26 protein-coding genes and 1 pseudogene are annotated in these 26,228 nt (G+C 75.8%); 15 read left to right on the forward strand and 12 right to left on the reverse strand.

Annotated elements, in window-relative coordinates; genetic code table 11:
• Positions 1–266: 266 nt before the first annotated feature.
• On the reverse strand, positions 267–1,433 hold the full coding sequence (locus OF117_RS03190; protein WP_263551338.1) for an ROK family protein: 1,167 nt from the start codon (positions 1,431–1,433) through the stop codon (positions 267–269).
• Positions 1,434–1,686: 253 nt separating this feature from the next.
• Between OF117_RS03190 and OF117_RS03195 the strand changes: the two genes are divergently transcribed.
• The 3 genes from OF117_RS03195 (at position 1,687) to OF117_RS03205 (ending at position 5,597) form a co-directional block, all read left to right on the forward strand.
• Positions 1,687–3,102 carry a xylulokinase gene (locus OF117_RS03195; protein WP_263551339.1) on the forward strand — a complete coding sequence of 472 codons (1,416 nt, stop codon included), beginning with the start codon at positions 1,687–1,689 and terminating at the stop codon, positions 3,100–3,102.
• 153 nt (positions 3,103–3,255) lie between these two features.
• The gene (locus OF117_RS03200; protein WP_263551340.1) at positions 3,256–4,683 is read left to right on the forward strand and encodes an NAD(P)/FAD-dependent oxidoreductase; all 1,428 of its coding nucleotides are present in this window, start codon (positions 3,256–3,258) and stop codon (positions 4,681–4,683) included.
• A gap of 62 nt (positions 4,684–4,745) precedes the next feature.
• On the forward strand, positions 4,746–5,597 hold the full coding sequence (locus OF117_RS03205; RefSeq protein ID WP_263551341.1) for a fibronectin type III domain-containing protein: 852 nt from the start codon (positions 4,746–4,748) through the stop codon (positions 5,595–5,597).
• A gap of 99 nt (positions 5,598–5,696) precedes the next feature.
• Here OF117_RS03205 and OF117_RS03210 read toward each other — a convergent pair whose 3' ends face one another.
• Positions 5,697–6,887: a glutamate--cysteine ligase gene (locus OF117_RS03210; protein WP_263551342.1), complete on the reverse strand. Its 1,191-nt coding sequence runs from the start codon at positions 6,885–6,887 to the stop codon at positions 5,697–5,699.
• 318 nt (positions 6,888–7,205) lie between these two features.
• On the reverse strand, positions 7,206–9,194 hold the full coding sequence (locus OF117_RS03215; RefSeq protein ID WP_263551439.1) for an alpha-amylase family protein: 1,989 nt from the start codon (positions 9,192–9,194) through the stop codon (positions 7,206–7,208).
• A 118-nt stretch (positions 9,195–9,312) separates the two neighbouring features.
• On the opposite strand from OF117_RS03215, the gene OF117_RS03220 reads away from it, so the two are divergent.
• From OF117_RS03220 to OF117_RS03230, 3 genes are all read left to right on the forward strand, one after another.
• On the forward strand, positions 9,313–10,284 hold the full coding sequence (locus OF117_RS03220) for a S1C family serine protease (protein WP_263551343.1): 972 nt from the start codon (positions 9,313–9,315) through the stop codon (positions 10,282–10,284).
• Positions 10,285–10,420: 136 nt separating this feature from the next.
• On the forward strand, positions 10,421–11,413 hold the full coding sequence (locus tag OF117_RS03225) for an adenosine deaminase (RefSeq protein WP_263551344.1): 993 nt from the start codon (positions 10,421–10,423) through the stop codon (positions 11,411–11,413).
• Positions 11,414–11,453: 40 nt separating this feature from the next.
• Entirely contained in the window at positions 11,454–12,890 is a 1,437-nt protein-coding gene (locus OF117_RS03230) for an NAD(P)/FAD-dependent oxidoreductase (RefSeq protein ID WP_411969409.1), read from the forward strand.
• A 72-nt stretch (positions 12,891–12,962) separates the two neighbouring features.
• Here the strand turns inward: OF117_RS03230 and OF117_RS03235 are convergent, their stop codons facing one another.
• Complete coding sequence (locus OF117_RS03235) at positions 12,963–13,763, reverse strand: SDR family oxidoreductase (protein ID WP_263551346.1); 801 nt, start codon at positions 13,761–13,763, stop codon at positions 12,963–12,965.
• A gap of 93 nt (positions 13,764–13,856) precedes the next feature.
• Here OF117_RS03235 and OF117_RS03240 point away from each other — a divergent pair, with 93 nt between their 5' ends.
• Positions 13,857–14,420 (forward strand): DinB family protein, encoded by a 564-nt coding sequence (locus OF117_RS03240; RefSeq protein ID WP_263551347.1) that lies wholly within the window; start codon positions 13,857–13,859, stop codon positions 14,418–14,420.
• A gap of 13 nt (positions 14,421–14,433) precedes the next feature.
• Here the strand turns inward: OF117_RS03240 and OF117_RS03245 are convergent, their stop codons facing one another.
• The 3 genes from OF117_RS03245 to OF117_RS03255 form a co-directional block, all read right to left on the reverse strand.
• Positions 14,434–14,616, reverse strand: a complete 183-nt coding sequence (locus OF117_RS03245) for a hypothetical protein (RefSeq protein ID WP_263551348.1) — start codon at positions 14,614–14,616, stop codon at positions 14,434–14,436.
• 133 nt (positions 14,617–14,749) lie between these two features.
• Entirely contained in the window at positions 14,750–15,703 is a 954-nt protein-coding gene (locus tag OF117_RS03250; RefSeq protein ID WP_263551349.1) for a hypothetical protein, read from the reverse strand.
• A 99-nt stretch (positions 15,704–15,802) separates the two neighbouring features.
• Positions 15,803–16,273: an ArsI/CadI family heavy metal resistance metalloenzyme gene (locus OF117_RS03255; RefSeq protein ID WP_263551350.1), complete on the reverse strand. Its 471-nt coding sequence runs from the start codon at positions 16,271–16,273 to the stop codon at positions 15,803–15,805.
• Between the two features lie 111 nt (positions 16,274–16,384).
• Between OF117_RS03255 and OF117_RS03260 the strand changes: the two genes are divergently transcribed.
• From OF117_RS03260 to OF117_RS03275, 4 genes are all read left to right on the forward strand, one after another.
• The gene (locus tag OF117_RS03260) at positions 16,385–16,741 is read left to right on the forward strand and encodes an ArsR/SmtB family transcription factor (protein ID WP_263551351.1); all 357 of its coding nucleotides are present in this window, start codon (positions 16,385–16,387) and stop codon (positions 16,739–16,741) included.
• A gap of 69 nt (positions 16,742–16,810) precedes the next feature.
• Positions 16,811–17,131, forward strand: a complete 321-nt coding sequence (locus OF117_RS03265; RefSeq protein WP_263551352.1) for an ArsR/SmtB family transcription factor — start codon at positions 16,811–16,813, stop codon at positions 17,129–17,131.
• Entirely contained in the window at positions 17,122–18,072 is a 951-nt protein-coding gene (locus OF117_RS03270; RefSeq protein WP_263551353.1) for an MIP/aquaporin family protein, read from the forward strand. The genes OF117_RS03265 and OF117_RS03270 overlap by 10 nt, the downstream gene beginning before the upstream one ends.
• Positions 18,069–18,476, forward strand: coding sequence for an arsenate reductase ArsC (locus OF117_RS03275; protein WP_263551354.1), 408 nt, complete (start codon positions 18,069–18,071; stop codon positions 18,474–18,476). The genes OF117_RS03270 and OF117_RS03275 overlap by 4 nt, the downstream gene beginning before the upstream one ends.
• A gap of 25 nt (positions 18,477–18,501) precedes the next feature.
• Here OF117_RS03275 and OF117_RS03280 read toward each other — a convergent pair whose 3' ends face one another.
• Positions 18,502–18,711: a DUF4177 domain-containing protein gene (locus OF117_RS03280; RefSeq protein ID WP_263551355.1), complete on the reverse strand. Its 210-nt coding sequence runs from the start codon at positions 18,709–18,711 to the stop codon at positions 18,502–18,504.
• A gap of 143 nt (positions 18,712–18,854) precedes the next feature.
• On the opposite strand from OF117_RS03280, the gene OF117_RS03285 reads away from it, so the two are divergent.
• Entirely contained in the window at positions 18,855–19,040 is a 186-nt protein-coding gene (locus tag OF117_RS03285; protein WP_263551356.1) for a PspC domain-containing protein, read from the forward strand.
• A 35-nt stretch (positions 19,041–19,075) separates the two neighbouring features.
• On the opposite strand, the gene mgrA is transcribed toward OF117_RS03285, so the two are convergent.
• The 3 genes from mgrA to OF117_RS03300 form a co-directional block, all read right to left on the reverse strand.
• Complete coding sequence (gene mgrA / locus OF117_RS03290) at positions 19,076–20,110, reverse strand: L-glyceraldehyde 3-phosphate reductase (RefSeq protein WP_263551357.1); 1,035 nt, start codon at positions 20,108–20,110, stop codon at positions 19,076–19,078.
• Positions 20,111–20,160: 50 nt separating this feature from the next.
• Complete coding sequence (locus OF117_RS03295) at positions 20,161–21,564, reverse strand: short-chain fatty acid transporter (protein ID WP_263551358.1); 1,404 nt, start codon at positions 21,562–21,564, stop codon at positions 20,161–20,163.
• Between the two features lie 162 nt (positions 21,565–21,726).
• Positions 21,727–22,125: a DUF1801 domain-containing protein gene (locus tag OF117_RS03300; protein WP_263551359.1), complete on the reverse strand. Its 399-nt coding sequence runs from the start codon at positions 22,123–22,125 to the stop codon at positions 21,727–21,729.
• A 102-nt stretch (positions 22,126–22,227) separates the two neighbouring features.
• On the opposite strand from OF117_RS03300, the gene OF117_RS22210 reads away from it, so the two are divergent.
• The 3 genes and pseudogenes from OF117_RS22210 (at position 22,228) to OF117_RS03310 (ending at position 24,593) form a co-directional block, all read left to right on the forward strand.
• Positions 22,228–22,383 (forward strand): hypothetical protein, encoded by a 156-nt coding sequence (locus tag OF117_RS22210; RefSeq protein ID WP_411969407.1) that lies wholly within the window; start codon positions 22,228–22,230, stop codon positions 22,381–22,383.
• A gap of 114 nt (positions 22,384–22,497) precedes the next feature.
• A pseudogene (locus OF117_RS22215) lies at positions 22,498–22,851 on the forward strand (AAA family ATPase); the annotation flags it as partial.
• Positions 22,852–23,420: 569 nt separating this feature from the next.
• The gene (locus OF117_RS03310) at positions 23,421–24,593 is read left to right on the forward strand and encodes a helix-turn-helix domain-containing protein (RefSeq protein ID WP_263551361.1); all 1,173 of its coding nucleotides are present in this window, start codon (positions 23,421–23,423) and stop codon (positions 24,591–24,593) included.
• Positions 24,594–24,611: 18 nt separating this feature from the next.
• Here the strand turns inward: OF117_RS03310 and OF117_RS03315 are convergent, their stop codons facing one another.
• Positions 24,612–26,111, reverse strand: coding sequence for an FAD-dependent monooxygenase (locus OF117_RS03315; RefSeq protein WP_263551362.1), 1,500 nt, complete (start codon positions 26,109–26,111; stop codon positions 24,612–24,614).
• Positions 26,112–26,228: the final 117 nt, after the last annotated feature.

Consider the following 26,228-nt stretch of genomic DNA (forward strand, 5'->3'; position numbering starts at 1 on the left):
CCGGGTCCACGACCCCGCCGGGCGGCCCGCCGACCGACCGCGGCCGATCGCCGTCCCCGGCCGACGCTGAGCCCCACCCCGCGTCCCCGGCGGGGAGCCTCCGGCCCCCGCGCCGGGTCCACGACCCCGCCGGGCGGCCCGCCGACCGACCGCGGCCGATCGCCGTCCCCGGCAGACGCTGAGCCCCACCCCGCGTCCCCGGCGAGCGCTGAGCCCCACCTCGCGTCCCCGCGTCGCGGCCTCCTCGAGGTCCGCCGGGCCCGCGGCTACGGCGCCAGCGTCTGCTGGACGGCGTCGTCGTCCAGGTACTCCTCGATGGCCATCAGCGCGGCGCCCACCCGCCCCGACAGGTCGGGTGCGTCGCTCACCGTGATCTCCAGCGCCCGCGCGGCCAGCGGCATCGACCGGCGGTAGACCGCCTCGCGGATGCCGGCGAGCAGCGGGGCCCCGGCCTGCGCCACCCCGCCGGTCATGACGATGCGGTGCGGGTTGAAGAAGTTGACCAGCGCCGCGAGCACCGTGCCGATGGTCCGGCCGGCGTTGCGGACCAGCTCCAACGTGGGCCCGTCGCCCTGCGCCGCGAGCTCGACGACCTCGCGCGTCGTGGACACCGGCAACCCGGCCGCGACGGCGTCACGGAGCAGCGCCCCGCCGCCGGCGATCGCCTCCAGGCAGTTCTCGTTGCCGCAGCGGCACACGACGGTCCGGCCGTCGGGCTGGGCCACGTGGATGTGCCCGATGTCGCCGGCGCTGCCCTGCGCACCCCGGTACACCCGGCCGTCGACGATGATGCCGCACCCGATGCCCGTCCCGACCTTGACGACCAGCACGTCCTGCGGGGCCGCGGCGATGCCGACCTCGCCGAGGGCCATGACGTTCACGTCGTTGTCGACGTAGACGGGGCAACCGAACCGGCCGAAGGCGCTGGGGATCGGGTAGTCGTGCCAGCCGGGCATGATCGGCGGGTGCGACGGCCGCCCGGTCGAGAACTCCACCGGGCCCGGCACGCCGACCCCGACGGCGCACACGTCGACCGGGGCGAGGCCGGCCTCGGCCAGCACCTTCTGCGCCAGCCGGTCGACCTCCGCCAGCACCGGCGCCGGGCCGTCGGCGATGTCGATCGGGTGGCCGACGGTGGCCAGGATCTGCGCGGACAGGTCGGTGACCGCGACGTCGACGCTGGTGACGCCCAGGTCCACGGCGAGCACGCACCCGGCCCGGCTGTTGAACTGCAGCAGCGTGGGGGGCCGGCCGCCGGTGCTCCAGCCCCGGCCGCCCTCCGCGAGCAGGTTGGCCGCGATCAGCTGGTCGACCCGGGCGCTCACCGTGTTGCGCGACGCGCCGGTGAGCGCCACCAGGTCGGCCCGGCTGCGTGCCCGGCCGGTGCGCACGTGACGCAGCAACGCGCCGGCCGAAGCGGAGATCTGCGCCACGGCGCCATAGTGTCACGCACGCGCCGGGAGGCTGATCATCCCGAGTCGCCGGACCGGCAGGAGGCACCCGGACGCGGGACCGGACGGCGACCGGGCAGGATCGGGCGACCCACCGGCGCCCGCGACGGACGCCGACCGCAGACCGGCCGCGGGCCTTCCGCGCCCGCGGCCGCCGCCGAGCATCGGGAGGCCGCGTGCCCGCCGTCCCTCCGCCCGCCCACCGTGGGGCGGGCCCGTCCCCCGGGTGGCCGCGGTGACCCGCGTCGCCGGCGTGGACAGCTCCACCCAGGCGTGCAAGGTCGTCGTCCGCGACGCCGCGACCGGCGAGCTGGTGCGCGAGGGGCGCGCCCCGCACCCGGCCGGCACCGAAGTCGACCCCGCGGCCTGGGCGGAGGCCCTGACCGCCGCGGTCGACGCGGCCGGCGGGCTGTCCGACGTGGCCGCGCTCGCCGTCGGCGGGCAGCAGCACGGCATGGTCTGCCTCGACGAGCGCGGCGAGGTCGTGCGGCCGGCCCTGCTGTGGAACGACGTCCGCTCCGCCGGGGCGGCCGCCGACCTGGTCGCCGACCTCGGCGACGGCGATCCGGCGGCCGGCCGGCAGGCCTGGGCCGACGCAGTCGGGCTGGTGCCCGTCGCCTCGTTCACCGGGGCCAAGCTGCGCTGGCTGGCCGATGCCGAACCGGCGAACGCCGACCGGACGGCGGCCGTCTGCCTCCCCCACGACTGGCTCACCTGGCGGCTGTCGGGCGCCGGCGATCTCGGCACGCTGACCACCGACCGCGGCGACGCGAGCGGCACCGCCTACTGGTCGGCGCGCACCGGCGAGTACCGCCTCGACCTGCTGGAACTGGCGCTGCGCGGGCGCCGTCCGCGGGTCCCGCGGGTGGCCGGGCCCGCCGAGACGGTGGGCACCGCAACCGGGTCACCGACGGTGCTGGGCCCCGGGTCGGGGGACAACGCCGCCGCGGCGCTGGGCCTGGCGGCCCGGGAGGGGGACGTCGTCGTCTCGATCGGCACCTCCGGCGTCGTCTCCGCCGTGACCCGGACGGCGGTGAGCGACCCGAGCGGCATCGTCGCCGGCTTCGCCGACGCGACCGGACGCCACCTGCCGCTGGTGTGCACCCTCAACGCCGCCCGCGTGCTCGACGCCGCGGCCACGCTGCTCGGCGTCGGCCACGCCACCCTCTCCGAGCTGGCGCTGTCCGCCCCGCCCGGCGCCGACGGGCTGGTGCTGGTGCCCTACCTGGAGGGCGAGCGGACGCCGGATCTGCCCGCGGCGACCGGATCGGTGCACGGCCTGACGCTGCGCACGGCCACCCCGGCGCACCTGGCCCGGGCGGCGGTGGAGGGCCTGCTGTGCGGGCTCGCCGACGGCATCGACGCCGTGGTCGCCCACGGTGTGCCCGTCGAGCGCGTGCTGCTCGTCGGCGGCGGCGCCCGCTCGGCCGCCGTCCAACAGCTCGCGCCGGCCGTGTTCGGCCGGCCCGTGGTCGTGCCGCCACCCGGTGAATACGTCGCCGACGGCGCGGCGCGGCAGGCGGCGTGGGTGCTCTCCGGCGCACCGGAGCCGCCGGACTGGCCGCAGCCGGGGCTGCGCGTGGTCGAGACCGCGCCGACGCCGTCCGTCCGCGAGCGCTACGCCGAGGTCCGCGACCGCACCGACCGCTGAGCGGAGGAGATCCGTGGGGCTCACGCCCACGGATCTCCTCCGCACGCTGACGGGGCTGGGTCGCGACCGGGCCGGGTAGCCGGTTGGATCGTGGCCGAGATCGCCCCCGGGCCCCGAGCTCCGCCCGCCGCCCGACTGGAAGGATCAGTCGTCATGACGACATCACCTGCGCATGCCCCAGCCGGACCAGCCTCGACCGGCGGGCGCCCGCGCGTCGTCATCATCGGGTCGGGCTTCGGCGGGTTGTTCGCGGCCCAGGCGCTGCGCCGGGCGCCGGTCGACGTCACGCTGATCGGCAAGACCAGCCACCACCTGTTCCAGCCGCTGCTCTACCAGGTGGCCACCGGCATCCTCTCGGAGGGCGAGATCGCGCCGCCCACCCGGGAGGTGCTGCGGCGCCAGCGCAACGCCCGGGTCGTGCTGGGCGAGGTCACCGGCATCGACCTGACCGCCCGGACGGTCACCTCCACGGTGCTCGGCCGCACCACCGTGCACCCCTACGACGAGCTGGTCGTGGCCGCCGGCGCCGGGCAGTCCTACTTCGGCAACGACCGGTTCGCCGAGTTCGCGCCCGGCATGAAGTCCGTCGACGACGCCCTCGAGCTGCGCGGGCGCATCTTCGGCGCGTTCGAGCTCGCGGAGCTGGCCGACGACCCCGCCGAGATCGACCGGCTGCTCACGTTCGTCGTCGTCGGCGCCGGGCCCACCGGCGTGGAGATGGCCGGGCAGATCGCCGAGCTGGCGCACCGCACCCTCCGCCACGACTTCCGCCGGATCGACCCGACCACCGCCCGGGTGGTGCTGCTCGACGCCGCGCCGGTCGTGCTGCCCGCCTTCGGCGAGAAACTCGGCGACGGCGCCCGCCGCCACCTGAACAAGATCGGCGTCGAGGTGCAGCTGGGCGCGATGGTGACCGACGTCGACGCCGACGGCATCGAGATCAAGGACGGCGACGGGCAGGTCCGCCGGATCAACGCCGCCACGAAGGTGTGGGCGGCCGGGGTGCAGGCCAGCCCCCTCGGCCGGCTGCTGGGCGAGCAGACCGGCGCCGAGGTCGACCGCGCCGGCCGGATCGCCGTCCAGCCCGACCTCACCCTCCCCGGCCACCCGGAGGTCCACGTCGTCGGCGACATGGCGAAGCTGGACGAGCTCCCCGGCGTCGCGCAGGTGGCCATCCAGGGCGGGCGCTACGCCGCCGATCAGATCCGGCGGCGGATCGCCGGCCGCGAGCCCCGAGGCCCGTTCCACTACGACGACAAGGGCAACATGGCGACGATCTCGCGGTTCTCCGCCGTCGCCGACATCAAGGGCCTGCGCTTCCAGGGGTTCACCGCCTGGGTGCTGTGGCTGGTCGTGCACCTCTTCTACATCATCGGCTTCAAGAGCCGGATCACCACGGTGCTGCACTGGGCGGTCAGCTTCCTCGGCCGCGGCCGCTCGCAGCGGGTGGCCACGCAGCAGCAGGTGTACGGCCGGCTCGCCCTCGAGCACGTCGGTCCCGGCTTCTCCGCGTCGAAGACCGGCGGCCGGCGACCGGCGGTCACCGCCGGCGAGGACCGCACGGGCCGCGAGTCGGCCTGATCCCCGGGCCGGCGCGCCCGCGGGGGTGTCCGGGTCGGCGCGGCCGGGTCGACACTGGCGGCATGCGCGGGACGCGGGCGCGGGCGACCGCCGGGCGGTGCGTCGTGGGCGCGCTGACCGGCGTGCTCGCCCTCACCGGCTGCACGGCCGGGGACGGCGGCGGCGAGGCGGCCGGTACGGAGGACGCCGCCGGTGCCGGGCCGGCCGGTGGGAGCTCGTCGTGCCCCGTCGAGGGCGAGCCGTTCGAGGGCGACCTGCGGCTGTTCGTCGAGCACAACGCGACCGACCAGGACAGCGGTGTGCACGGGACGGTGGGGCACGACGGGCTGGTCGACGTGTGCGTGCGGCTGCCCGGTGGTGAGCAGTTGCTCGCCGTCGACCCGGCCGGCCGGCTCGACGCGCTGGGCATCAACGACTTCTTCTTCGAGTCCCGCGAGCCGCCCGCCGACGAGTACCCGCTGGAGGTGCTGCGCGAGGACTTCCCGGAGGGCGAGTACACGATCAGCGGCACCGACGTCGGCGGCACGGCGCGGGTCGGCACCGCCCGGTTCACGCACGACATCCCCGCCGCTCCGGTGATCACCGCGCCCGCGCTGGCCGAGGAGGAGAACGCCGGCGAGGCGGTGCTGTCGCCGTCCGGGCTGGTCGTGCGCTGGGAGCCGGTCACCGCCACGCTGGACGGGGAGCCGGTCACCGTCACCGGCTACGAGGTGATCGTGACGCAGGTCGAGCACGACGACCCCGACGGCCTGTCGCGCCCCGTGTTCGACGTGCACCTGCCGCCGGACCGGACCGAGCTCGCGGTGCCCGACGGCTTCCTCCGGCCGGGCACGCTCTACGAGCTGGAGGTGCTCGCGCTCGAGGAGAGCGGCAACCAGACCATCACGCTCGGGTTCTTCACGACGTCGTCCTGAGCCGGTCCGGCCGACCGTCCCCGACCGGCGGGACCGCGCGCCGGGCGGGCGGCCACCGCGGGTGCGTCGCCGGTGCGCCGCCGACCGGCTGGTCCCGTGTCAGCAGCCGCCGCACGCGGCCTGGCGCACGAGCTGCTCGGCCACCGCGCGGGCGTCGCCGGTCCGCTGCCACGTGCGCCGCTGCCGCGCCGCCGACGTCCCGCGCACCATCAACAGCCGCACGAGGTCGACGACCTCCGCGTACTCGTCGTGCGCGCGCAGGTCCGGCTCCAGTTCGGCCAGCAGCCGCCGGACGGCCACCCGGGCGTCGACCAGCGCGCCCAGCAGCGGGTCGAACAGCTGCCCGTCCAGGCCGGAGCGGGCCGCCCGCCACCGGGCCGCCCGCAGCAGCTCGGGACGCGGCTGGGGGCAGGGCAGGTCGCGGCGGGCGCGCTCGGCCAGCACCCGGACCAGCGACCGGCACAGCGCCGCGTGCAGGACGGCGGCGTCGAGGTCGGTGCAGACGTCGGCGAGGCGGAACTCCAGCGTGGGCAGGTGCGAGGAGGGCCGCACGTCCCAGTACAGGTTGGACGCGTCGGCGATCACCCCCGCCGCGACCATGCCGTCGACCACCTCGCGGTAGCGGTCGGCGCTGCCGAAGTGCTCCGGGATGCCGGTCATCGGCCAGCGCGACCACCACACGGTGCGGTAGGAGGCGTACCCGGTGTCGACGCCGTCGTGGAACGGCGAGCTGCCGGTCATCGCCAGCAGCACCGGCAGGTAGGGCCGGGCCCGGTCCATGACCGCGACCGCGGTGTCGAGGTCGGGCACGCCGACGTGCACGTGGCAGCCGCAGATGTCCTGCTGCAGGACCAGTCCCGCCCAGCGCTCGACCATCGCCTCGTAGCGCGGGGCGGCGGTGATCCGCTGCTCCCGCCAGGTGCTGAACGGGTGCGTGGACGCGGCCAGCAGCACCGCACCGGCGCGGGCGGCGGCCACCGCGGCCTCGGCGCGGGCGGCCCGCAGCTCCTCGCGCACGTCGGCCAGCGTGGTGCAGACGCGGGTGACGGTCTCCAGCTGGGTGGTGGCGATCTCGGCGTGCACGCGCCCGCCGGCCTCCCCGCGTGCCGCGGCCGCGGCCAGCTCCGGGCGCGAGGCCAGGGCGAACGTCCCGGGATCGACGAGGTGGAACTCCTCCTCGACGCCGACGGTGGCGCCGGCTGCCGGCAGCGTCGCGGACCCCCGCGTCGGCGTGCCCCCCGGGTGCAGCGGTGCGACCACGTTGCCGGCGACCACGTCGCCTCCGACCACGTCGCCTGCTACCACGTTGCCGTGGAACGTCGGCCCGAGCCGGTCGTGTGCAGTCGGGGAAGTCGCCACGCGCCCTCCGCTCGGCCGGGCGACGCTCCGCTGCGCCGCCGCCGCCCCGGACCGGGGACGGCTGGTGTCCAGCCGTGCGCACACGGTACGGCCTGCCGACCCCACCCGCATCCGGTCGCCGGGGACCGTCGCGGCATCGTCACGGGCCGCCGCTCGCCGACCTCGGCTCTGGGTGTTCCCCGCGCTCCTGCGCCGTTGCGGCACCGCAGAGGCGGGGACGACGCCCGGGAAGCGGGCGACGGGCTCCCGTCAGGGCTCGGCGTACCAGGCGAAGCCCAGGCCGGGGACGACGAGCCGGCCGTACCGGACGTCGGGGTCGCCGTCGCTGCCGAGCACGCGCTGGTAGCTGCCGAAGCCGGTGACCGCGTCGGCGTCGACGCCCTGTGGGTACGGCGAGAAGTTGGCGACGCCGACGAAGGTGCCCCCGATGGGCGACCGGCGCTGCCAGGCGAGGACGAACTCGTTGCCGACGTCCAGGGGGGTGGACTCCACTCCCCCGCGCAACGTGACCAGCGAGCGGCGGGCGTTCCCCAGCCGCTGCATCCAGCCGAACACCCGGCCCTCCAGGGTCCGCGGGTCGGTGCGCCGTTCCGCTGCCGCCCAGTCCATCAGCGGGCGGTGCATCCAGCGGTTGTCCGGCGCGCGCGCCGGGTCCCGGAGGTAGTCGGCGTCGTTGCACAGCGCCAGCTCGTCGCCCATGTAGACCAGCGGGATGCCGCCCCAGGCGAAGGCCACGGAGTACAGCAGCACCAGCCGGCGGACGGCGGCGTCGAGCGCCTCCGCGTCGCCGGCCTCCAGCGCCGACTCGACGCCGCACAGCGACGCGGCGGAGCCGGAGATCCGCGCGTCGCCGGTCACCTCGTTCTCCTGGAACAGCGCGCCCCGGGCGAAGGAGCCCGGGAAGCGGCCGCAGTAGAAGTCGTTGAGGAACCGGCGGTGGCCGAACCCGTCGCTGCCCACCGTGTGCGCGTCGATGTCGCTGACCGCCCAGCCGATGTCGTCGTGCCCGCGCACGTACGTGCACCACGACGTGGTCGGCGGGATCGTCCGCATCCGGCCGAGGGCGGCGCGGGCCAGCCGGGCGTCCTGGGTGGCCAGGCTCGACCAGAGCAGCACCATCAGCTGGTTGTGGTAGGCCAGCTCGCACTCGGGCCGGTACCGCTCGTGCCCACCCAGGTACTGCACCAGGTCGTCGGGCGCCACGATCGCCTCGGCCTTGAAGACGACGCCCGGCGCGGCCAGCCGGGTCAGCGCGTGCAGCAGCTGCAGCAGCGTGTGCGCCTCCGGCTGGTTCTGGCAGTTGGTGCCCAGCCGCTTCCACATGAACGGGGCGGCGTCCATGCGGAAGATGTCGACGCCGCGGTTGGCCAGCCAGGTGATCTCGCCGAGCATGGCCAGCGTGACGGCGGGGTTGGTGTAGTCGAGGTCCCACTGGTAGGGCCAGAACGTCGTCCACACCCAGCCGCCCTCGCCGCCGCGCGCCTCGGGCACCCAGCTGAACGACCCCGGCGCCCGGTCGGGGAAGACCTCCGGGATGGTGGCGTCGTAGGCGTCGGGCATCGTGCGGTCGGGGAAGGCGGTGTAGAAGCCGGCGTGGGCGGGGTCGCCGGCCAGCCAGGCCTGCGCCCAGGCGTGCTCCCGGGCGGTGTGGTTGAGCACCAGGTCGATGCACAGGCTCATGTCCCGCTCGTGCAGGGCGCCGGCCACCGCCTCGAGGTCGCGCATGGTGCCCAGCCGCGGATCGACCGCGCGGTAGTCGGCCACCGCGTAGCCGCCGTCGTTCTCCCCCTCCCGCGGCTCCAGCAGCGGCATCAGGTGCAGGTACGTGGTGCCCAGCTCGGCGAGGTAGTCCAGCTTCGCCGGCAGCTCGGCCAGGGTGCCGCAGAACCGGTCGACGTAGCAGACGTAGCCCTGCACCCGCGCGCGCTGGAACCAGCCCGGATCGATCTCCCGGCGGCGGTCGAGCCGCCGCAGCGGCTCGGGCCGCTCGACGGCGGCGGCCAGCGCCGTCCGCAGGGCCCGCTCGAACAGCTCGTCGACGTCGGCCCGCCCGCCGTAGAGCACCGCGAGCGGCTCGTGGACGTCGAACAGCGCCAGCTCCGCCCGGGTGAGGAAGGCGTCGGCCTCGCCCTCGCCCAGCGCCGCGACGGCGTCCTTCGCCAGGATCGGGCGCAGCTCGCGCCACGCGCGCCGGGCCGCGTGCCGCCGGGCCGCCGTCGAGACCGTCACCGCCACCATCCGCTCGTCACGGGCAGCAGTATCGCCGCCGCCGTGTTCGCCCACGGCATGAGTCCTGCCGTCGGCGCCGCGACAGGCGTTCACTTGCCGGTGAAACGACGTAATCACGGAGGTCGCGATGAGCGTCACCCCGGATCCCGGCATGGCGGCGCCGGCCGAGTCAGCCGCCCTGGACGCCTACTCGCGCGTGGTCACCGCGGTGGCGGCCGAGCTCACCCCGCACGTGGCCGCGCTGCAGGTGACCGACGCGGCGGGCCGGTCGGGGGCCGGGTCCGCGGTCGTCTTCACCGGTGACGGGCTGCTGCTCACCAACGCGCACGTGGTCGGGCGCACCCGCCGCGGGCGGGCGGTGTTCGCCGACGGCACCGAGGCCGACGTCGACGTCGTCGGCGCCGACCCCCTCTCGGACCTCGCCGTCGTGCGGGCCCGCACCGGCACTCCCCCGGCGGCATCGCTGGGGGATGCGGGCTCCCTGCGGGTCGGGCAGCTCGTGGTCGCCGTGGGCAACCCGCTGGGCCTGGCCGGCTCGGTCACCGCGGGGGTGGTGAGCGGTCTGGGCCGGTCGCTGCCGACCCGTGACGGGCGCACGGCGCGGGTGGTCGAGGACGTCATCCAGACCGACGCCGCGCTGAACCCCGGCAACTCCGGCGGCGCGCTGGCCGACGCGTCGTGCCGGGTGGTCGGCATCAACACCGCGGTCGCCGGCTGGGGGCTGGGGCTGGCCGTGCCGGTCAACGACACCACCCGCCGGATCATCGGCGCCCTCGTGCGCGACGGTCGTGTGCGCCGCGCGTACCTCGGCCTGGTCAGCACGCCGGCGCCGCTGCCCGGACCGCTGGCCGAGCGGGTCGGGCGGCCGCGGGGCCTGCGGATCGTCGACGTCGTCCCCGGGTCACCGGCCGACCGGTCGGGACTCAAGGCCGGCGACCTGGTCCTGGAGGCGGGCCGGGCGCCGGTGGCCGAGGCGCAGAGCCTGCAGCGGCTGCTCTTCGCCGAGGCGATCGGGCAGTCGCTACCGGTGACCGTCTACCGGCGCGGGGCGATGGTGGACGTGATCACCGTGCCGACGGAGCTGACCGGCCAGGCCTGAAGCCGGGCCGGCCCAGGTCGGAGCCGGACCCGGACCCCGGCGCGGACGGTCGCCCCGCACGGGAGATCGCCGCGCGGACACCGGTACCGGGCCCGGGGCGCTGGCCACGGCGCCGCAGTCGCGGCAGCATCCCGGCATGCTGCCGCTGGCCGAACTGCACGTGCACGTCGAGGGCACGCTGGAGGCCGACCTGCTGGTCCGCCTCGCCCGGCGCAACGGGGTTCCGCTGCCCTCCGACGACCCCGCCGAGCTGACCGCGCGGTACGCCGACTTCGCCGACCTGCAGGCCTTCCTCGACGTCTACTACGCCAACCTGGCGGTGCTGCGCACCGAGGAGGACTTCCACGACCTGGCCGCCGCGTACCTGTCCCGTGCGGCGGCGGCCGGCGTCCGCCGGGCCGAGGTCTTCTGCGACCCGCAGACCCACGTGCGCAACGGCGTCCCGCTCGAGGCGGTCTTCCGCGGCCTCGGCGCGGCCTTCGCCGAGGCGCGGGCGGCCGGGATGTCGGCCGACCTGGTGGTCTGCTTCCTGCGCGACCTCGGCGGGGACGCCGCGGTCGACCTGCTGCGCCGGGCGCTGCCGCACCGGGAGCACTTCATCGGGGTGGGGCTGGACTCGGCGGAGGTGGGCCACCCGCCCGCGCTGTTCCGGGAGGCGTACGAGATGGCCGCCGCCGAGGGCCTGCACCGGGTGGCGCACGCGGGCGAGGAGGGCGGCCCGGAGTACGTGCGCGAGGCCCTCGACGTCCTCGGCGTCGAGCGCGTCGACCACGGCAACCGGGCGTTGGAGGACCCGGACCTGGTCGCGCGGCTGCGCGACGAGCGGGTCCCGCTCACCGTCTGCCCGCTGTCGAACGTGGCGCTCAAGGGCGTGCCGCGGATCGAGGACCACCCGCTGCCGCGGATGCTGGAGCTCGGCCTCGTGGCCACGGTGAACAGCGACGACCCCGCCTACTTCGGCGGGTACGTCGACGACGTCGTCGCGGCCGTGCGGACGGCGCTGGGGGTGTCGGACGACGACCTCGCGGTGCTGGCCCGCAACTCCTTCGCCGCCGCGTTCGCCGACGACGCCGACCGGTCCCGGTGGCTCGGCGAGGTCGACGCGTGGCGGGCGGCGCCTCCCCGCTGACCGGCGCGGTGCGAAGGGCCCTGGTCGCCGGACCGCGGTTCTGCCACCGTCTGGTGCCGTTGCCGGCGGGAGGTACGCGATGGGCTCGGTCGTGGTGTGCGGCGGCGGTGTGGTGGGGCTGGCGGCGGCGATGATGCTGGCCCGCGACGGGCACGAGGTGACGGTGCTCGAGGCCGACGCCGACCGGGCACCGGCCGCCCCGGCCGAGGCGTGGGAGGACTGGCGGCGCGCCGGGATCACCCAGTTCCGGCAGCCGCACAACCTGTTCAGCCGGGTGCGCGAGGTCTGCGACGGCGAGCTGCCCGGGATGACCGGGCGGCTGCTCGACGCGGGCTGCGTGTGGGTCGACCCGCTCGCGACCCGCCCGCCGGCGCTGGCCGACTGGCAGCCGTCGCCCGACGACGAGCGCTTCCGCTTCGTCACCGGCCGCCGGCCGGTCGTCGAGGCGGTGTTCGCCGCCGCCGCCGAGGCCACGCCCGGGGTGACCGTGCGACGCGGTGTCCGGACGGCGGCGCTGCGGACCGGGCCCGCCGCGCTCGACGGCGTCCCGCACGTCACCGGCGTCCGGACCGACGACGGCGCGGAGCTGACCGCCGACCTCGTCGTCGACGCCACCGGCCGGCGGAGCCGGTCGGCGGACTGGCTGAGCGCGGCCGGCGCGCGGCCGCCCGCCCCGGAGTCGCAGGACAGCGGCTTCGCCTACTACACGCGGTACTACACCGGCCCGGAGCGGCCGCAGCGGCGGGCCCCCGGGCTCACGCCGATGGGCAGCATCTCGGTGCTCACCCTCGACGGCGACAACGACACCTGGTCGGTGACGCTCTTCGGCCGGACCCGGGACGCGCCGATCAAGGCGCTGCGCGGGTCGGTGGCGTTCGAGCGGGTGATGGCCGCCTGCCCGCGGCACGCCCACTGGCTCGACGGCCGGCCGATCACCGACGTCCTGGTCATGGCCGGGGTCGTCGACCGGTACCGCAGCCCGGTGGTCGACGGCACGCCGGTGGTCACCGGCCTGCTGACGGTCGGGGACGCGTGGGCGTGCACCAACCCTTCGGCGGGGCGCGGCATCTCGCTGGGCATGGTGCACGCGCAGGTCCTGCGTCGGGCCGTGGCGGCGCACCTCGACCGCCCGGCGGAGCTGGCGGCCTCCTTCGCCGCGGCGACCGAGGCCGAGGTCGAGCCCTTCTACCGCGGGCAGCTGGCCGCCGACCGGGTCCGCCTCGCGGAGATGGCCGCCGCCGGCGGTGACGGACCGCCGGTCGAGCTGCGGTCGCCCGTGGTGGCGCTGCTCGGCGCGGGCATGACCGACCAGGTCGCGTTCCGCGCCTTCGTGGAGCTGCTCACGTGCCTGGCCACACCGCAGGACGTGCTGTCCCGGCCCGAGGTGGTCGCGGCGCTGGACCGCCACGACGGCTCGCCGCCGCCGTCGGCACCCGGACCGGACCGGGCCCGGCTGCTCGAGCTGCTCGCCACCTGACCCGCGCTCCGGAGCGCCGGGGCGAGGTCCCCTTCGCGTCCTCTGCCCGGCTGCCGACCCGGGGGCGCTCCGTCACGGCCGGCGCCAGTCGTCGTCGCGCAGGTGGGAGCCCGCCATCGGGCCCATCTGCAGCATGCCGCCGTCGACGGTCCACGAGGCGCCGGTGACGTAGCCCGCCGAAGGGGAGGCGAGGAAGGCGATGACGGCGGCCACCTCCCGCGCGTCACCGGGACGGCGCAGCGGGACGCCGGGCCGCTCGTGCCCCGGTGCGGTCGGGTCCTCGTCCTCCTGGCCGGTCATCGCGGTGGCGATCTCGCCGGGCGCGACGGCGTTGACCGTGATGCCGTGCTCGGCGAGCTCCAGCGCCGCGACCTTCGTGAGCAGCCCCAGCCCGCCCTTGGCCGCGCAGTAGGCCGCGGCGCCGACCCGCGGCTGGTGCTCGTGCACGCTGGTGACGTTGACGATCCGGCCGCCCCGGCCGGCGTCGACCATGCGGCGGGCGGCCCGCTGCAGGCAGAGGAAGGCGCCGTCGAGGTCGGTGGCCAGCACCTCGCGCCAGGTGGCGAAGTCGGTGTCCAGGACGGTGCTCGCGTGCCCGGTTCCGGCGTCGTTGACCAGGACGTCGAGACCGCCGAGCGCCTCGGCGAGGTCGTCCACCAAGTCGGCCGCCCCGGGGAGCTCCGTGAGATCCACGCGGCGGACCTCGGCGCGGCGCCCGCGGTCGCGCACCTCCGCGGCGGTCCGCTCGGCCATGGACTCGTCGCGGTACCAGGTGACCCCGATGTCGCAGCCCTGATCGGCCAGGGCGACGGCGACGGCGCGGCCGATGCCGCTCTCGGACCCGGTGATGACGGCGACGCGGGGGGAGGTCATGCGGCTCCCGGTTCCCACGCCGGGTATGCACCGAACCGTCGGTGCCCGGCCCTAGCGTGCGCGGCGGAGATCCCACGACCGCGGAGGCCGCCGATGTCCAGTCCGGACCCCACCACGACCCACCCGACCGCGCCGACCCCGACCGACCCGCCCCTCACCGGCGAGCGGGCCGACCTGCTGGAGGCGCTGGCCGCGCACCGGCAGTTCCTCCGCGTCACCGTGCGGGGGCTGACCGACGAGCAGGCCCGGCGGCGGCCGACGGCCAGCGAGCTGACCCTCGGCGGGCTGGTCAAGCACGTCGCGCGCATCGAGGCGAAGTGGGTGGACTTCCTGCTCACCGGCCCGGACGTGCTGGCCGCGCCCATCAATCCGGCCGGCTACGAGCAGTGGGCCGACGACTTCCGCTTGCTGCCCGGGGAGACGCTCGCCGACGTCCTGGCCGAGTACGAGGCGGTGGCCCGGCGCACCGACGAGCTGCTGCGGACCCTGCCCGACCTGGACGCCGCGCAGCCGCTGCCGCAGGCGCCCTGGTTCGAGCCGGGCGCCCGCCGCTCCGCCCGCCGGGTGTTCGTGCACATCGTCGCCGAGACCGCCCAGCACGCCGGGCACGCCGACATCCTGCGGGAGACGATCGACGGGCAGCGGACGATGGGCTGACGGTGCCGAGGCGCTACTGCTGGGCGGCGAAGCGGGCGTCGAGCAGCCGGTCGACCGAGCCCTCCGCCTCGCCCACCCGCCGCTCGTTCTCGGCCGACGGGCACCGCTCGAACGCCGTGCGGGCCACCCCGAGCGCGATCCAGGCGACGGAGATGTCGAGGTCGAGCTGCTCAAAGCTGGTCACTGCCTGGCTCATGGCGACCTCCTGTCGTCGCTGGGATCCGACACCCCGGACGCTAGGCCCGGGGTGTGACAGAACGGGAACGCGCCTGTTGCCGCTGGACGCCCGTTCCTCCCAGCCGTCCCGTGCGGCCCCGGCGCCCCCGGCCTCAGGAGTCGCTCGCGTCGAGCTGCTCGACCCGCGCCCGGGCGCGGTCACGGGTCCTCGCGGCGTCGGTGCTGCGCCGCTCCGCGCTCTCGCGGCGCCGCTCTGCCCGGGAGCGCTCACCACCGACGCGCGTGCACTCCTCGCGGGTGCGGGCGAGCTCGGCGGTCAGCTCCTCGACCCGCCCGAGCAGGCCGTCGTGCCGGGCGGCGAGCTCCTCGGCGCGCTGCCGGGCGTCGTCGAGCGCCTCGGCGGCGTCCTCGGCGTCCCGCTCGGCGCCGGCCACGGCGAGCCGGGCCTCGGCGAGTTCGCGCCACCGGCGCTCCTCGGCCGCGCGGCGCGCCTCCTCCTGCCGTTCCGTCTCGGCCCGGCGACGGGCGTCGACGTCCCCGCCGCGCCGGGCCGGCCGCTCGCCGCGGGAGGGCCCACCGCGGGCGGGCCCGGGCCGGGCGGGGGGGCGCACGAGGTGCAGGTCCGGCCGGTCGACGGTGCCCAGCCCGCTGTAGGACAGCGGCCCGGTGAGCCGGCCGGCCAGCAGCGCCCCGCCGGCGTCCGGGTCGGCCAGGGCGGCCCGCAGGGTCTCCTCGACCTGGGCGGCGACGCCCGTGCTGACCGGGTGGCCGAGCTCGGCGGCGATGCCCCGCGCCTGCCGGGTCAACGCGCCGACCAGCTGGCGCCGCTGCACGTCGAGGGCCCGGAGCTGGTCGCCGGCGAGGCTGCTCTGCGCGTCCCGCAGCAGACCGCCGAGCTCCACCAGGTTCTCGATCTCCTCCCGCTGGTGGCGAACCAGGACGTTCGCCACCCACGCGGGGGTCGACGGCTTGCCCAGCGCCTTGATCGCGGCGGCGAGTGCCCGGTCGCCGCCCGCCCGCGCCTCCCGCTCGCGGGCGGTGCGCGCGGCCATGAACTCGTCGGGGTGCAGGCCGTAGAGCTCGTCGGCGACCTCGTCGTAGTCCACGCGCCTCCCCTTCGTGCCGTCGGGGCAACAGTGTGTGCGCTGCCGCCCGGCTCCGGTGCGCGGAACCCGGCGGCAGCGCACCCGCTGCCCTCCTGCGCGTCAGCAGCAGGCGGCCGTCGCGGACGTCGAGCCGGACCCGCAGCAGGTGCCGTCGCCGCGGACCGCGGACAGCTCGGCGCGCGTCTCGCCCTCCAGATCGGGGCGGGCGTCGGCGGTGACGGTGTAGACCTCCCACGGCTCCCCGCCGGGTCCGGTGACCCAGACCTTGTCCTGGACGGCGTAGCAGCAGGTCGTCCCCTCCTCCACGCGGGTGGCCAGCCCCTCGCCGGTCAGCCGGCCGGTGGCCGTGGTGACCTCCTCGCGGGTCGGCACCTCGACGCCGAGGTGGTCCAGCCGCGTCGGCTCACCCGGCCGGCCTTCGAGCAGGACCAGCTTGAGCGGGGGCTCGGTGATCGCGAAGTTGGCGTACCCGGGACGGCGCTTGGCCGGCGGAGCGGCGAACAGGCGGGAGTAGAAGTCGATCGCGGCGTCGAGGTCGGCGACGCGGAGTGCCAGCTGCACACGGGACACGTGAACCCTCCTGGGATCGCGGCGCACGGGGCGCCATGTATCGACGGTTGTCGATACAGGAGGATGTCGCTAGCATCGATGCCTGTCAATATGTTGCTGGAGGAGAGCCGGATGCCGGTGCCCGAGCTGACCGTTCTCGACGAGGCGGGCCCGCCCGCGTGCTGCGCGCCGCTGACCGCCGCGGCCCTCGACGAGGCCGATGCGCGCCTCCTGGCGCGGCAGTTCGCGGCCCTGGCCGATCCGGTGCGGCTGCGCCTGGTGTCGCTGCTGGCCACGGCCGACGGGGGCGCCGTCTGCGCCTGCGACCTGGTCGAACCGGCCGGTCGCAGCCAGCCGACGGTGTCGCACCACCTCAAGGTCCTGACCGACGCCGGCCTGGTGACCGGCGAGCGGCGCGGCCGCAACATCTGGTACGCCGTCGTCCCGGCCGCCCTGGAGGGACTGCGCGGCGCCCTGGCCACGGCCTGACCGGCCGGGCCGCGCCGTTCACCGAAGGTTCGCTTGCCACGGGCGGGCAGGCTGACGTCTCATCAGCGCGTGCTGATAGAACGCTCGCCGCTGGTGGACCACGGCGTGGCGCGCGCGCTCGCCGACCCGACGCGTCGCCGGATCCTCGAGCTGCTGGCCGGGGAGCAGCTGTGCACCTGCCACCTCGTCGAGGAGCTGGGGGCCACGCAGACCAACGTCTCCAACCACCTGCGGGTGCTGCGCGAGGCCGGGCTGGTCGTCAGCGAGCAAGCGGGGCGGTACGCCTACCACCGGTTGGTGCCCGACCGGCTCGAGCGGATGTCCGCCGGACTGGCGGCGCTCGCGTCCCGCTCGCGGCTTGCCCTGGCGGTGCGGCGGCCGTGCGGCTGACCGTCCTGGCCCGGCAGTCGCTGGCGGAGTTCCTCGGCTCGGCCGGGCTGGTCACCGTCGTCATCGGCTCGGGCATCGCCGCGCAGCGGCTCTCGCCGGACGACGTCGGCCTGCAGCTGCTGCAGAACGCCGTGGTCACCGGCGCCGGATTGGTGGCCCTGATCCTCGCCTTCGGACCGGTCTCCGGCGGGCACTTCAACCCGGTCGTCACCCTGGCCGCGCGGGCCTTCGGCGGCGTGGGCAACCGGCAGGTCGCCGCGTACCTCTCGGCGCAGGTGGTCGGCGGTGTCGCCGGCGCACTCCTGGCGAACCTGATGTTCGGCCTGCCTGCGGTCACCCTGTCGACGCGGGACAGGTCGGGCGGCGGGTTGTGGTTGTCAGAGGCCGTGGCGACGTTCGGGCTCGTGGTCCTGGTCTTCGGACTGGTCCGAGCGGGCCGGGCCGGGTTGGCGCCCTTCGCCGTGGGCTCCTACATCACGGCGGCGTACTGGTGGTCGTCGTCGACGAGCTTCGCCAACCCGATGATCGACGTCGCCCGCACGCTGTCGGACACCTTCGCCGGCATCGCGCCGGCCTCGGTGCCCATGTTCCTGGTCATGCAGCTCGTCGGCGGAGCGGTTGCGGTCGCCGTCGTCGCGCTGCTGTACCCGCAGGTGGCCGCGACCGCCGGGACGGCCGTCGTCCCGCACGACGGTGCCGGCCCGTCCGGCCCCCATCACGGATCCCGGATGGTCCCCGGGGGACCTGACGATCGGAGCGAGCCACATGACCCCGACCTCACCCTGGACGCTGCCGGACCGGCCGCCGCCCGACCTGCCCTCCGCGCGGACGGAGGCGTCATGAGCGGCCGGCCGGCCGCCACGGCGGGGCCGTGGCCCGCCGTGCCCCTACCCCAGCCGTCCGACTCGCCCCCCACCCACCCGTCCGAGGAGACGTCGTGAGCCGCCGACCCAGCGTCCTGTTCGTGTGCGTGCACAACGCCGGCCGGTCGCAGATGGCCGCCGGCTGGCTGCGGCACCTGGCCGGTGGATCCGTGGAGGTGCGTTCGGCCGGTTCGCTGCCCGGCGACCGGGTGAACCCGGCCGCCGTAGCGGCGATGGCCGAGGTCGGTATCGACATCTCGGCCCAGCAGCCGAAGGTGCTCACGACCGACGCCGTCGAGGCCTCCGACGTGGTCATCACCATGGGCTGCGGCGACGCCTGCCCGGTCTTCCCCGGCAAGCGCTACCTCGACTGGCAGCTCGACGACCCGGCCGGCAAGGGCGTCGAGGCCGTCCGCCCCATCCGCGACGAGATCGAGCGGCGGGTCCGCACCCTCGTCGCCGAGCTCGGCGCGGCGGGGTAGCCACCGCTCGCGGACGACGGACCCGTCAGGCGACCGGACGCTCGAAGGTGACCAGCACACCCTCGACGCCGCCCGGGCCGATCCGGCCCTTGACCTCGACCGAGGTGATGGCCTTCAGCTGCCACCCCTGCCGGGCGTGCTCGTTCAGCACCTTCTCCAGCTTGCCGCCGCTCATCTTGCCTCCGACGAGCCCCTCACGGAGCTCCTCGACCTTGTACTCGTAGCGCGCTGCCATCGCCGCCGTCCTTCCCGACGCACCGTCCCGGCCAGCCTGCCGGGCCGGGCGCGACGCGTCGAGGACGCGGACGCCGGCTCGCCGACTGCCGTGTGCCCGTACGGAGCCGTCGTGCCGGACCCGCCCACGGGGTAGCGTCCGGCATGGCTTCCACACTCGTCCGCCCCCGCTCCGGCAAGGTCATCGCCGGCGTCTGCGCGGCGCTGGCCGACCGGTTCGGCCTGTCCCGCGGGCTCGTGCGCCTCGGCTTCGTGCTGTTCGGCCTGTTCGGCGTGGGGGAGCTCGTCTACATCGCGCTCTGGATCCTCATCCCCAAAGAGCGGTACTGAGCCGGCTCCCCGGGCGGCGCACGGACCGAGCCGGCTCACCGGGCGGTGCGCGGCCCGGCCCACAGGTCGATGCCGGCGTCGACCGCGTGCTCGTCGATCGCCGTGAGCTCGTCGTCGGTGAAGTCGAGCCGCTCCAGCGCGGCGATGTTCTGCTCCAGCTGCCGGACGCTGCTGGCGCCGACGAGCACCGTGGTCACCCGCTCGTCGCGCAGCGCCCAGGCGAGGGCCATCTGCGCCAGGCTCTGACCGCGCTTGCCCGCGATCCCGTCCAGCGCCCGGATCCGCTCGACCGCCTCGTCGGTGAGCAGGTCGGTCGACAGCGACTTGCCCTGGCTGGCGCGCGAGCCCTCGGGCACGCCGTCCAGGTACTTGTCGGTGAGCATCCCCTGGGCCAGCGGCGAGAAGGCGATGCACCCGGCGCCGACCTCGGCGAGGGTGTCCAGCAGGCCCTCGGTCTCGATCCAGCGGTTGAGCATCGAGTACGAGGGCTGGTGGATCAGCAGCGGCGTCCCCAGGTCGGCCAGGATGCGCGCCGCCTCGGCCGTGTCCGCCGGCGAGTAGGAGGAGATGCCGGCGTAGAGCGCCTTCCCCGAGCGGACGGCGGTGTCCAGCGCCCCCATCGTCTCCTCGAGCGGCGTGGTCGGGTCGGGCCGGTGCGAGTAGAAGATGTCGACGTACTCCAGGCCCATCCGCCGCAGCGACTGGTCGAGGCTGGCCAGCACGTACTTGCGCGAGCCGCCGCCCTGGCCGTAGGGGCCGGGCCACATGTCGTAGCCGGCCTTGCTGGAGATCACCAGCTCGTCCCGGTACGGACGGAAGTCGTCGGCCAGGTGCCGGCCGAAGTTGGTCTCCGCGGAGCCGTACGGCGGTCCGTAGTTGTTGGCCAGGTCGAAGTGCGTGATTCCCAGGTCGAAGGCCCGCCGGAGGATCTGCCGCTGCCGGTCGAACGGGACGTCGTCGCCGAAGTTGTGCCACAGCCCGAGGCTGATCGCCGGCAGGTCCAGGCCGCTGCGCCCGGTGCGCCGGTAGGTCATGGAGGCGTAGCGGTCGTCGGCAGCGCGGTAGGCCATGGCGTCGATCGTGGAGCACCGCCACGGATGCCGCCCGCCGGGGCGGCCGGTCAGCCGGCGCCGACGACGAGCAGCGTCCCCGCGAAGATGATCCCGCTGACCACCAGCGTGATGATCGTGTAACCGAGGATGTCGCGGACGCCCAGGCGGGCCACCGCCAGCAGCGGCAGGGTCCAGAACGGCTGGATCATGTTGGTCCACTGGTCGCCGTACGAGATGGCCATGATGATCGGCGCCGCGTCGACCCCGAGGGACTCCGCGCTGCCCATGAAGATCGGCGCCTGGACGGCGAACTGGCCGCCGCCCGAGGGTACGAACATGTTGAGCAGCCCGGCGGCGAGGAACGCCCACAGGCCGAGCGTGCCCGGGGTTGCGATGCTGACGAAGAAGTCGCTGATGACCGCCGCGAGGCCGGTGGCGGTGGTCATGCCCAGGATGCCCGCGTAGAGCGGGTACTGGATGAGCACCTCGCCGACCGTGCGGCCGGCGTCGGCGACCAGCGTGCCCAGTTCCCGCGGCGACTTGACGACCAGCAGGATCGCGGCGAGGAAGGTCCAGTTGACGATGTCGAGGGTGAGGTTGAAGCCCTCCTGGACGAAGTACACGGCCAGGTAGACCAGCAGCGCCACGCCGATGGACAGCGTGACCGCCCGAGCGCCGTCGATGCGGTCGGCCAGCGTCGCCGCCGGCTTGGCCGTCGGCCCGACGTCGGCCGGCACGGGCGCGCCGCCCTGGCTCGGGTCGCCGGCCGGTCCCTCGTGTTCGTCCTCGTCGGCCTCGACCGCGTCGTCGGGCAGCTCGACGACCGGGTCTTCGCTCCGGGGCGCCATCAGCACCATGGCGCCGGCGACCGCGGCGAGGGTGAGCACCGTGGCGATCATGTTCCACGTCGAGAACGTGGTCTCGGTGACCGGGACGACGCCGAACTCCTCGGCGAAGAAGCTGCCCTCCGTGGCGGCGGCGAGCGGGCCGGACCCCGAGTAGCCCATGTGCCACACGACGAACCCGGAGTAGGCCGAGGCCACCAGCAGCGGGTAGTGCACCCGGACGCCGCGACGTCGCGCGCTGCGGCCGATCTCGATGGCGAGGATGCCGCCGACGATCAGTCCCAGCCCCCAGCTGATCAGCGAGGCGATGCCGGCGACCAGCGCGACGAAGGCGTAGGCGGCCTTCGGCGAGCGGGGCAGACCGGCGACGCGGACCAGGAAGCGGTGCACCGGCGGGGTGTGCGCCAGCGTGTAGCCGAAGAGCAGCACGAGCGCGATCTGCGTCATGAAGGCCAGCAGCCCCGCCAGCCCGTCACCCCAGGCGCGGACGACGTCGACCGGCCCGGCGTCGGTGAGGCCCAGCGCGAGGCCGGCCACGACGAAGGTCAGGATGACGGCGAAGACGAGCGAGTTGGGCATGTAGCGCTCGACCAGCGTCACCATGGGACGCGACAGCGCACGCAGCATCGGTCTCGGACCTCCCGGCAGGGCGTCGTCCCGGCTGCCCCTGCCGACGAGCCGGCCCGCCGGTGGCGCCCGGCCGGGGTCGCAGCGGCTGGACTCCGCGGTGGTCGCAACATCGCACCGCCCGGCGCGGCCTGCAACGCGACGCCGGCGGAACCGTGCAGGTCAGGTACGCCCGAGCGAGCGCAGCCGCTCCTCGCGCGCCGCCCGGAGCAGCTCGGCGACCCCCGGGTCGTCGAACGTCGCGGGCCCGCGCAGGGCCAGCTTGCGGAAGGACCTGCCGGTGCCGTCGAGCCGCCGGCCCTCGTCGGGCAGGACGGCGCCGTGGTTGAACCCGAGGTTCACCTTGTCGCCGTAGACGGCGAGGTAGCAGTAGTGCTCGCTGCCCTTCCGGCGGCCGACGCCGTAACCGACCGTGCGCTGGTGCGGCCAGACGACGCGCACCACCTGCGGGTCGACGGTGCGGATGAGCGCGTCGGCGGCGCGCACCAGCTCGGCGGCCCCGGCGGGCAGAGCCGCCACGAGGGCGTCGAGGTCGTCGATGTCGTCGCCGGCGTCCCCCACGGGTCTCCGATCGGTCGGTGGCGCGCGTCCTCGCGGCGCCGCACGGGTGGTCCGAGGGCATAGGGTCGCAAGCGGCCGCTCCACCGATCAGGGAGGGACCCCGTGCTGCGTCTGCTCGGGCTGCTGCTCGTCGTCTGGCTCGTGATCACCGTCGTCGGCGCCGTGCTCGAGGGCCTGTTCTGGCTGATGGTCGTCGGCGGGCTGCTGTTCCTGGCCACCGCCGCCTACGGCTGGACCCGGCGCGGAACCCACGTCTGAGCCCTCCTCGCCGGACTGCGGACCGGTGTCGGCACCGGGCGTTGCCGATACCCTGGCGCCGTGCTGCATGGCCGCGAGGCCGAGTGCGCCCTCCTGGACGACGTGGTGCGGGCCGTGCGCGCGGACACGAGCGCGGCGGTCGTCCTCGTGGGGGACGCCGGCATCGGCAAGACCGCGCTGCTGCACCGCGCGGCGCGGGCCGCACCCGACCTGCGGGTGCTCCGCGCGGCCGGCGTCGAGGCCGAGACGGAGCTGCCCTTCGCCACCCTCCACCAGTTGCTGGGGCCGGTGCTCCACCTGGTCCCCGCGCTCCCGCCCCCGCAGGCGGCCGCGCCGGGCGCCGCGGTTGGGCTCACCGACGCCGCTGGGCGCGACCGGTTCCTCGTCGCCGCCGGAGTGCTGTCGCTGCTGGGCGAGGCGGCCGGCGACCGAGGCCTGGTCTGCCTCGTGGACGACGCCCAGTGGGCCGATCCGGCGTCCGCGGACGCCCTGGTCTTCGCCGCGCGACGGCTGTCGGCGGAGGGGGTCGCCGTCCTGTTCGCCATCCGCAGCAGCACAACCCACCGGCTGGACGTCCCGGAGATCCGGCGGATCGAGCTCGGCGGCCTGCCGCGCGGGTCCGTGGCCGCCCTGATCGAGGACGTCAGCGGCACCACGCCTCCCGACGCGGTCGTCGACGGGCTCGTCGAGGTCACCGCCGGCAACCCGCTCGCCGTCCGCGAGCTCACCCGGCTGCTGACGCCCGAGCAGGTCGCCGGTCGCGCTCCGCTCCCCGACCTCCTGCCGCTCAGCGACGACCTCGAGCGAGCATTCCTCGGTCAGGTCCGCGGCCTCGCGTCGCACGCCCGTTCGGCCGTGCTGGTCGCGGCCCTCGACACGACCGGGCAGGTCGAGGTGGTCACCCGGGCCGGCGAACGGCTCGGAGCACCGGAGGACGCGCTGCACGAGGCCGAGGCGCGGTCGCTGCTGCGGATCGACGGGACCCCGCTCGCCGCGCCGCGCACGCCGTCGCGGCGAGTGGCCACGAGCGGGCGGCGGTGCTCACCTCGGACGGGAACCGGGCGGCCCGGCGGTTCGTCGAGGCCGCCCGGTCCGCGTGGCTGGCGGCGGTGCCGCAGAAGGCGTACGCCGCACTGGACGCCGCCGCTCCGCGGATGTCGAACCCGGTCGTCCGTGCGGAGGCGACGCACGTGCGGGGGCTGCTCGAGTGGCGCCGCGGGTCCTCGGCGGAGGCCCACCGCATCCTCCTCGCCGGGGCCGGGCCGGCGGCTCGGGTGGCACCCGGTACGGCGCTGGCCATGCTCGTGCTGGCCCAGGAGGCCGCCGGCTACGTCGGTGACGTCGAGGGGCTGGCCGCGGCCGGTGCCGTCGCCGACACCGTGGACCCCGGGGAGGACCGGGACGCCGTCCTGCACAAGCTGGTCGCGGTCGGCTTCGGCCACGTGGTGACCGGGCGGGTGGACTCGGGGGTGGCGCTGCTCCGCGCCGCCACGGAGCGGGCCGGGCAGGTCGAGGACCTGCAGCAGCTCACCGTGCTGTGCCACGCGGCCGCCTCGTACGGCGACCAGGTCACCGCGGCCCAGCTCGCCGAGCGTGCGGTGCGGGTGGCACGCAGCGGCCACCTCAGCATCTGGCTGCCGCACGCGTCGGAGTACTGCGTCTACGCCGACTGCGCACGCGGCCACCTGGCAGCGGCCGCCGCCCTGGCGACGGAGGGTCTCGACCTCGCCCCGCCGGACGCCGACGAGCTGTTCCACGAGGCCGGCGAGCTGCTGGAGGCGACCCCCCTGCCCCTGCAGACGGCCCGCACGCACCTGCTGCACGGCGAGTGGTTGCGACGGCAGCGCCGCCGGGTCGACGCCCGCGTGCACCTGAGGCTCGCCCTGGAGATCTTCGAGCGGCTCGGCGCCCGGCCCTGGGAGGCCCGGGCCCGAGCGGAGCTGCGGGCGACCGGGGAGACCGCCCGCAAGCGCGCCCCCAGCACCGCCGACCAGCTCACCCCGCAGGAGCTGCAGATCGTGCGGATCGTCCGCGACGGCGCGACGAACCGGGACGTCGCCGCCCAGCTGTTCCTCAGCCCGCGCACCGTCGACCACCGCCTGCGCAAGGTCTTCGTGAAGCTGGGCCTCACCTCCCGGGCGGAGCTGTTCCGGCTCGACGTCGGTGACGGCGCCCCGACGGGCACCCGCTCCGCCGTGGCCGCGGGATGACGACGGCCGCTCCGGCGCTCAGACGGGGGCGCCCCGGCCGGCGTCCGAGCCCGCGGCGCCCACGCGCCTCCCGCACCACCGCGCGGTGGCCGACACCGCGGCTGCGGCCACGTCCTCGCCGTCCTCCGCGGCCCAGGCGACGTACCCGTCGGGACGGACGAGGAGCACCGCGGGGAACCGCTGCGGTGCCGGGCCGCCGCAGCGGACGGTCCGCACCGCGGTCGAGGCGTCCGCGACCGACCGCGCGGCAGTGCCCGCGCCGGTCCGGTCGACCAGGAGGAACCGGCCGTCCCGGAGCAGCTCGTTGACGCGCCCGTCCGCACAGGCCAGGTCCGGCATGCGCCGTCCGGTCCAAGGGTGCTCGCCGCGCCGGCGCGGGTACGCCAGGCCGATTCCCGTGAGCCGCCCGACCAGCTCGCGTCGCGCGGGCCCCACGCGCAGCAGCGTGCGGATGGCCATCCGGCGCGCGGCGCGGCCCACCGCCGAGCGCCCGAGGACCAGGCGGTTGAAGCCGTCGGTCAGGGCGAGCACCTGGGCGCCCACCGGGTGCCGCTCCGCCTCGTAGCTGTCGAGCAGCCACGCCCCGGCGCCGTCCCGGACGACGGCGGCGAGCTTCCACCCGAGGTTCATCGCATCCTGGATGCCGGTGTTCATGCCCTGGCCGCCCAGCGGTGAGTGGACGTGCGCGGCGTCGCCGGCGAGGAAGGCCCGCCCGACGCGGTAGCGGCGGGCCTGCCGGCGCTCGCTGAGGAACCGGGAGCTCCACCGCTGCTCGCCCATCCCGAAGTCGGTCCCCGCGATCCTCGTGACGCTGTCGCGCATCTCCTCCGCCGGCAGGGGGACGTCGAGGGGTACGCGGTCGCGCCGCCGGTCCCACGCGATGGCCCGGAACCACCCGTCGCCGAACGGGATGACCAGGACGACGCCCTCCGGGCCGGCGGCGGCGAACAGGGTCTCCGACGGGGGCCGGTCGAGCCGGACGTCGGCGAGCATGATGTGCGTCTCGTACTGGCTGCCGACGAAGTCGACGCCGAGCAGCCGGCGGACCGTGCTGTGCGCGCCGTCGCAGCCGACGACGAAGGCCGCCTCCTCCGTGCGGCCCGAGGAGACGTCGACCAGCACCCGGTCGGTGTCCTGACGCAGGCCGATGACCCGCACGCCGCGGGCGAACTCGACGCCGAGCGCGCGGGCGCGGTCCTCCAGCACGTGCTCGGTCGCGCTCTGGGGCGCCATGAGGATCAGGGGGAAGCGGCTGTCGAGGGTGCGCAGGTCGACCACGGCACCCGGCGCGGGCTGGACCTCCTGCACCGGGTGCCCGCGGGCGAGCAGCTCGTCGGCGAGGCCGCGGGCGTCCAGCACCTCGAGCGTGCGGGCGTGCACGGCGAAGGCCCGGGTGATGTTCGGCTGCTCGCTGCGCTGCTCGGCCACCCGGCAGCGCACCCCGCGCAGCGCGAGCTCGCAGGCCAGCATGAGGCCGGTCGGGCCGGCACCCACGACGAGGACGTCGGTCTCGCTCATGTCGCTGTCCCTTCCTGGGCGGGCTGGCCGCCGGCGGACGACGCCGGACCGGACGGGACCGGCGGCACGCGCCGACCACTGTCGACCCGCACGGGCGACCGCGGGGGCGGATCGTGC

This window comes from Geodermatophilus sp. YIM 151500, from assembly GCF_025716945.1.
Lineage (GTDB): Bacteria > Actinomycetota > Actinomycetes > Mycobacteriales > Geodermatophilaceae > YIM-151500.

Bases quoted from the DNA above. Each gene is read 5' to 3' on its own strand.
- OF117_RS03205 (WP_263551341.1), top strand. From the start codon at position 4,746: ATGCGCGGGACGCGGGCGCGGGCGACCGCCGGGCGGTGCGTCGTGGGC.
- OF117_RS03215 (WP_263551439.1), bottom strand. From the start codon at position 9,194: ATGGTGGCGGTGACGGTCTCGACGGCGGCCCGGCGGCACGCGGCCCGG.
- OF117_RS03200 (WP_263551340.1), top strand. From the start codon at position 3,256: ATGACGACATCACCTGCGCATGCCCCAGCCGGACCAGCCTCGACCGGC.
- OF117_RS03315 (WP_263551362.1), bottom strand. From the start codon at position 26,111: ATGAGCGAGACCGACGTCCTCGTCGTGGGTGCCGGCCCGACCGGCCTC.
- OF117_RS03235 (WP_263551346.1), bottom strand. From the start codon at position 13,763: ATGACCTCCCCCCGCGTCGCCGTCATCACCGGGTCCGAGAGCGGCATC.
- OF117_RS03295 (WP_263551358.1), bottom strand. From the start codon at position 21,564: ATGCTGCGTGCGCTGTCGCGTCCCATGGTGACGCTGGTCGAGCGCTAC.
- OF117_RS03220 (WP_263551343.1), top strand. From the start codon at position 9,313: ATGAGCGTCACCCCGGATCCCGGCATGGCGGCGCCGGCCGAGTCAGCC.
- mgrA (WP_263551357.1), bottom strand. From the start codon at position 20,110: ATGGCCTACCGCGCTGCCGACGACCGCTACGCCTCCATGACCTACCGG.
- OF117_RS03245 (WP_263551348.1), bottom strand. From the start codon at position 14,616: ATGAGCCAGGCAGTGACCAGCTTTGAGCAGCTCGACCTCGACATCTCC.
- OF117_RS03225 (WP_263551344.1), top strand. From the start codon at position 10,421: ATGCTGCCGCTGGCCGAACTGCACGTGCACGTCGAGGGCACGCTGGAG.
- OF117_RS03285 (WP_263551356.1), top strand. From the start codon at position 18,855: ATGGCTTCCACACTCGTCCGCCCCCGCTCCGGCAAGGTCATCGCCGGC.
- OF117_RS03280 (WP_263551355.1), bottom strand. From the start codon at position 18,711: ATGGCAGCGCGCTACGAGTACAAGGTCGAGGAGCTCCGTGAGGGGCTC.
- OF117_RS03260 (WP_263551351.1), top strand. From the start codon at position 16,385: ATGCCGGTGCCCGAGCTGACCGTTCTCGACGAGGCGGGCCCGCCCGCG.
- OF117_RS03240 (WP_263551347.1), top strand. From the start codon at position 13,857: ATGTCCAGTCCGGACCCCACCACGACCCACCCGACCGCGCCGACCCCG.